6 protein-coding genes are annotated in these 5,531 nt (G+C 60.2%); all 6 read right to left on the bottom strand.

All coding sequences use genetic code 11. The annotated features are described in order from the left end of the window. Positions 1 to 344: 344 nt before the first annotated feature. Positions 345 to 725, bottom strand: a complete 381-nt coding sequence (locus TL5118_RS04750) for a DUF6362 family protein (protein ID WP_058260758.1) — start codon at positions 723 to 725, stop codon at positions 345 to 347. Continuing rightward, positions 718 to 915 (bottom strand): hypothetical protein, encoded by a 198-nt coding sequence (locus tag TL5118_RS04745; protein WP_058260757.1) that lies wholly within the window; start codon positions 913 to 915, stop codon positions 718 to 720. The genes TL5118_RS04750 and TL5118_RS04745 overlap by 8 nt, the downstream gene beginning before the upstream one ends. Then, positions 912 to 1,400 carry a crossover junction endodeoxyribonuclease RuvC gene (locus TL5118_RS04740; RefSeq protein WP_058243155.1) on the bottom strand — a complete coding sequence of 163 codons (489 nt, stop codon included), beginning with the start codon at positions 1,398 to 1,400 and terminating at the stop codon, positions 912 to 914. Before TL5118_RS04740 ends, TL5118_RS04745 begins: the two co-directional genes overlap by 4 nt. 345 nt (positions 1,401 to 1,745) lie before the next feature. Continuing rightward, entirely contained in the window at positions 1,746 to 4,070 is a 2,325-nt protein-coding gene (locus tag TL5118_RS04735) for a DUF3987 domain-containing protein (protein ID WP_058243156.1), read from the bottom strand. After that, positions 4,070 to 4,294 (bottom strand): DUF6511 domain-containing protein, encoded by a 225-nt coding sequence (locus TL5118_RS21075; protein WP_058243157.1) that lies wholly within the window; start codon positions 4,292 to 4,294, stop codon positions 4,070 to 4,072. Before TL5118_RS21075 ends, TL5118_RS04735 begins: the two co-directional genes overlap by 1 nt. Beyond that, on the bottom strand, positions 4,291 to 5,531 hold a 1,241-nt coding region (locus TL5118_RS04725; RefSeq protein ID WP_058260756.1), incomplete at its 5' end, for a DEAD/DEAH box helicase. The genes TL5118_RS04725 and TL5118_RS21075, both read right to left, overlap by 4 nt.

Genomic DNA, 5,531 nt, shown 5'->3' with positions numbered 1-5,531 from the left:
GACCCCCGTTTCGTTTCAAAGGGGTTTTACGAGCCTTCAGGCCCAGTGTTTATTGGGGTTCGCGTCAAAACGAAACGAAACGGGTGTTTTTGCCGGTGTCACTGGGAAAGCCTCGCGCCTCGCCCCCCCGTATACGTTTGGAGCCAGGAAGGACCCGCGAATTCAGTGGGTTAGTGCGCTGGATGCCAGCTGGACCCCTGGCTGGAAACCAGAAGCCAGCGAAGTGTCCACCAACAAAAACGGGGAGAGCCGTCTTCCAACGCACTCTCCCCATTATGCCCTACGGATAGCACGAAACTGTTGCATGTGTCGAACACAAAAGTGTTGCAACATATTGGAGTCGTTCAGACATTCAGGCGCGACGCGATCTTGGTCAATGCGAGCTTGTGCTTGCGCCATGCCGTCGTGCGGTCAACGCCAAGTTCACCGCTGATCTGCTTCCAAGGCACACGCGCCGCCCGCGACCAGATCAGCTTGCGCTCGGCCTCGTCAATCCAAAGCACCCAATCGAAGGTCTGCTCAAGCCGTGTGATCGACGCCGCCGACGGCCAGACCCGCATCGGCTGCGGTTCCATAGCAGCGATCTCGCGGCTGGTCCGCGCGATGTCAGGCCAGGCGTTGAAGTACCCCTTTGCCTTGACCGGTGGCAGCTTGCGCAGCGTACGGAACGCTTCTTCGAAATGATCCGCGACATCGTCGGCGGTCCAGATCTTTTTCTCACCCATGGCGCACCTCCCCTTTGGGGCGTGGCCCGTAGAGTTTTGCACCCAATTGCTCGACCAATTCACGTTCCGGCCAGGTCAGGCGTTGATCGTCGACGCTGACAGCCAGCAAACCCTGTTCGTGCCAACCGTCCCGTTTGACCTGTTCAGGATCACGGCGGTGTCCGCCATAGCCTTTCGGAGTGAACCTCATGCCACACCTCCCCGGGTCTCAATGGCCCAGTGCAGGATGGCGATAGCATCTGCCTCATTGTCATCAGCGGGGCTGAACCCACGCGCCCGTGCGGCGGCGATCATGGCGTCCTTGTTGGCGTTGCCCTTGCCGGTGGCGTGATGCTTGATCGTGCCCACCGGCACGCCCTCATAGGGAATGCCCCTCAGCTCGCCCCAACTGGTCAGTGAGGCCATGAGGCCTCCATAAACATGGGCTGCGTCAGTACCAGCGTGGCGGCGAACTTCTTCGAACCAGATCGTTGCAATCGGTCCAGACAGCCGATCAAATTCCGTTAGCCAGTTGGTGAACCGCAGATAGCGCATACCACCGCCATCGTAGCGGCCGGGCTTGAAGCTGGCGGTGCCGCTGGTGATCAGGCCATCAAAGTCACGGATGGCCCAGCCGGTGGTCGTGCCCAGATCGAGCGCTAATATGCAGCGCGGGGTTTGTTTGGGTTGGGTCATGCAGACCTCCTCTTCGATTTGATGAGCAAGGCGAGAGGGCTGGCCGGTGAAGGCTGCGGTCTCGCCAGGCCCCGAAGGGTGGTCTGGTCAAGTCAGGCGCGGGGCGACGAGGCCGCCCGGCGGATTGTTCTAGGTTTCAAAATGGGTCAAATGAAGATTCACTCCACCTAACCCGTTGACCAACATGCGTATTATATAATTATTCAATTATTATATATTACATAAGGTAGGTCACTCTCTTTTAATATCGCGCGCGTACACGCGAGGGGGATAGGTATCCTCTTGAAAGATTGAAGAACGTGAGAGATCTCACTTTTTCCATAAATTCTAAAGCCTTATGCATTATCAAGGTTCCTTCTGACTGATTTTGCGCCCTGAAGTATCTCGCCATGGGCCATGCCACTTGGCTAACCTGTACACCATGGCCTGCTTGGTCGATGAACCTCGCATGCCCGTGGTCACATCCCCGCTTTCGATCAAGGTCAGCAGGATCTCATCACGGTCACGCGACTTGAGCCATTGTGAGGCGCGCGTGATTTCGGATTTGGCGATGCCTTTCGCACCTGCCGCCCGAATGATCTCCTTCAACCGCTTGAGATGCGCTTCCGTCTCGGTGTCAGCGACATGGCGTTCAACAGCCTCCATGGTCCGCCGCGCATAATGGCGCACAAAATCAATGGCCCAATCTGCGGCCGGGAGGTCGATCGCAGGGTTTGTCGGATCGCGCCCTACCGCCACAATCAGCGCCAGCTTCAATGCGTTCTCCCCAATACGGGCCAGGATCGCCGTGAAGGCAGTTCCACTTGCTGCGCGCAACTCCCCCGTCAGCTCTGCGCTGAGCAGTCGAAACCGGGCCCGGGCCTCCTCAGTCATCGGCACAATAGTTGGGTTCACCGCAGTGTTCTGATCGGCCGTCTTGCCCGCAAGATTGCCTTTCTGGTGCCCACCACCTGAGGCCACGCTTTGCAACCCAGCGATCAGCGCGGGATCCGCCTGGCGCATGCCCACAGCGATGTTCTCGTCTGGATAATCCTCATCACTCGGCAAGATCAGAAAGCGGGCCAGCGAGCCGTCGACGACGTTTGCGCCCTGCAATGCGCCCCAGAAGTGTAAAGGCGTCGTAGTGCCATAGACACTCAGGCAGGGTTGATTGATATCCCGCCGCTCATTTGAGCCATCACGGTTGGCATATTCCGCACCGAGGAAAATCCCGCCCGCAGCCGTGTAAAGCTCGGTCATATTGTCGAGGATTTCGGTGATATGACGTGGACTGCGCCGCCGGTCGGCTGCCGCTGCGAGGAACATCCCAAACTCATCGATCTGGAAGAGGATCGCAGGCTGGCGATGCAGCGCGGTCAAAAGCCCCGCGCCGGAGGCGATCTTATTGCCGCCCAGATGATGGGCCAGCCCCGCCTCGAAAAAGACCTCGTTGATGATCTCGCGGGCGTGGTTCTTGCCTGATCCGCTATCCGCAATACCCACGACATACAGGTTCGAGCGCAGGTTGCTCTCGGTGCGATACTGCCGCCCCATGAGCGCACCAATCGCGCAGAGGCTAGCACCGAGCGACAAAAGTGGCTGCGGACGCCGGGCTGTCGATAACATGTAATCGGTCAGATCCCCCACCAATCCATCCGGCATGACCAGCGTGAATGGCGAGATGACCGTTGGTTCCTCATCAACCTCGGGCCGCTCTCCCAGCTTGGACAACAGCCCCGCCGCGGGGTGCTCGCCATCACAGGCCACAGCACCGTCCAGACATAGCGAGGCATCAGGTTGCCATCCGCGCTCCATCGCGAGATGATAGATCGTGCCGGCGCCAATCCGGTCGGGTTTGAAACTGGCCCAGGCCTTAGCGGTCGCCGCGGGCACATCCTTTGCGGCCTGCGCTGACCAGCCAGCAAAGATATCGCCCCCGGCGTCGCCAAGCGCTCCCTTCAGCGCCATGCCAATCCGCACCCAGCTGTCATAATCCAACTCCGCATTGGGCAGCCATTTCAGCGCGGCCTCAATGGCCGGCAATGTTCCCATCTGGCTATGGGCCTGAAGGTGCTCCGTGGCAGGTGATCCTGTCGCAAGGCCACGTTGGCGCAAGTCCTCGGGCAACAGCGCATAGGCCTCATCAAGAAAGGCGCGCGCCATCTCTGCGGTGATTTCAGGCAGCTCCGTGATATCGAGATCAGCCAGCCCTTCCTCTGGCCAGGCATAGGGCGCGCCAGTGTCCGGGTGGTTTGCGTAGGCCACGAACTGCTGCCCCAGGCAAAGCACCTCCAGCGGATGACGTTTGATGCCCCGGAAAGGGGTTTCTGTGCGATAGATCAGCATCCGCTTTGGCGCCTTGCCAATGCGCAGCGCCGGGGTATCCCCCAGCCGTTCACGCGCCAGTTTCTCGATCTGGAGCGCAAGTTCCGCATCCTCAACGACGTCAATATCGACAGCCGCAACCGCGCCGCCAACAAGCCCGATGCCACACTCGGGCCAGGTCGCCCATGTCGTCACCTCCACCTCCGTGGTTTGGCGCTCGGTGTGCCGGTTCCATTCAGGATAGTCCGCCCATGATCCACGCTTAAACTGGCCGGGCTTTTTGGTACCCGGGCCGATTGGCAGGATGCCATAGCCATTGGTGACCAGCCGTGCGCCAAACCGCGCCATATACGATGTCTCAGCCATCAGAACGGCACCTCCGGGGTCATGGCGTCGAGCCGTGTGCGGTCTTGACCCGCAAGCGCGCGCAGTTGTTCACAATATCCGGTGATGACCGCATCAAGAAAGCGATCCCACTCGGTCTCAGTCAGGGTGGCGAGATCCGATTTGCCGATACTCTCGAGGTATTCGCCACCATATTGGCCGCCAACACTCATGGCCTGCATTTCATTTGGGGTGGGATCGATCATACCTGTCCTCCTGTGACAGATGTCCTGGCAGGTGCGAGAACAGAGGCGTTTACGGCTTTGGTCCCGCCGCGGGTCTGAGACAATGAATGCGGGGTTGAACCAACCAAACCCGCGAGGTTCCCGGTGGCAGACGGCGCAGAGGCCGGAGTTGATGTGGCGCATGGATCAAACCTGTAGCCGGAGATTTCGAGAAAGCGGCCAGACGGGCGCACCGAGATCGCGGTTGGCCGGGTCAGTTGCCCCGCCTGCGCAATAGCATCATCGACAGTGCGCGGCATCGGGCAGCCCGGCGCGCGCTTGCGCCACCACTCGAGCGCCTTCTGGCGCGCATAGCCCTGATGCTCGACACAGACCCATTCGTTGTAGGACTTGAGCCCGCAGCTATAGGTGACCTTCAGTGAGGGACGCCCGCCGCGCTTATCATGACGGCTGTAAGACACACCATGGACCTGCAGCCATTGGACTTTCGCCGACAAAACCGGGAGCGTGGCCGCTGTGGGGGTGATCTTCACCTCACGTGCTGGGAAGACATAACCGCAGTCCGAGCATTCCGTTGCCGAGAGCGCAATGATGCTGTCGCACTCCGGGCAGACCTTTGTGGGTGCCTCGCCACCTCCGCCATCGCCGGGGCGTTTCGGGCGGACCAGATCGATCGGTCCGTGGCAGCGGACATTGCCTGCAAAGTCGAGAACCAGGCAGTTCTCCTTGCCGGGGGCGAGGCGCGTGCCACGACCCACCATCTGCACATAGAGCCCTGCGGATTTGGTAGGACGCAGCAACGCGATCAGATCGACGGCCGGCGCGTTGAACCCGGTCGTGAGCACGCCCATCGAGGCCAGTGCGCGGATTTCGCCGCGCTTGAAGGCTGCGATAATGGCATCGCGCGCGTCCTTGGGTGTGTACCCAAAAATCGTCTCACAGGTGATGCCTTGACGCCCGAACTCTTCGGCGACGTGGCGGGCATGATCCACGCCAGAGCAAAACGCCAGCCAGGATTTGCGCTCGCGGCCATGTGCAATGATCTCGCTGACTGCCGCCCGCGTGGTCGCCTCCTGGTCGACTGCGGCTGCCAGATCGCGCGCAATGAAGTCCCCGGCACGGGTGCCGACCTTAGAGACGTCCAACCGTGTGTCCGGTTGTTTTGAAACCAGTGGGCTCAGGTATCCCGCGTCAATGAGTTCGCGCACCGGCGCCTCATAGGCAATGTCGGTAAAGAGTGCGTCCTTGCCCTCATGCA

It is taken from the genome of Thalassovita autumnalis, from assembly GCF_001458255.1.
GTDB lineage: Bacteria > Pseudomonadota > Alphaproteobacteria > Rhodobacterales > Rhodobacteraceae > Thalassobius > Thalassobius autumnalis.
The sequence above is the reverse complement of the archived record's forward strand: the minus strand, read 5'-3'. Positions and strand labels throughout refer to the sequence as shown.

Coding starts and splice junctions, on each gene's coding strand:
- TL5118_RS04740 (WP_058243155.1), bottom strand. CDS start 1,400: ATGACCCAACCCAAACAAACCCCGCGCTGCATATTAGCGCTCGATCTG.
- TL5118_RS04750 (WP_058260758.1), bottom strand. CDS start 725: ATGGGTGAGAAAAAGATCTGGACCGCCGACGATGTCGCGGATCATTTC.
- TL5118_RS04735 (WP_058243156.1), bottom strand. CDS start 4,070: ATGGCTGAGACATCGTATATGGCGCGGTTTGGCGCACGGCTGGTCACC.
- TL5118_RS04745 (WP_058260757.1), bottom strand. CDS start 915: ATGAGGTTCACTCCGAAAGGCTATGGCGGACACCGCCGTGATCCTGAA.
- TL5118_RS21075 (WP_058243157.1), bottom strand. CDS start 4,294: ATGATCGATCCCACCCCAAATGAAATGCAGGCCATGAGTGTTGGCGGC.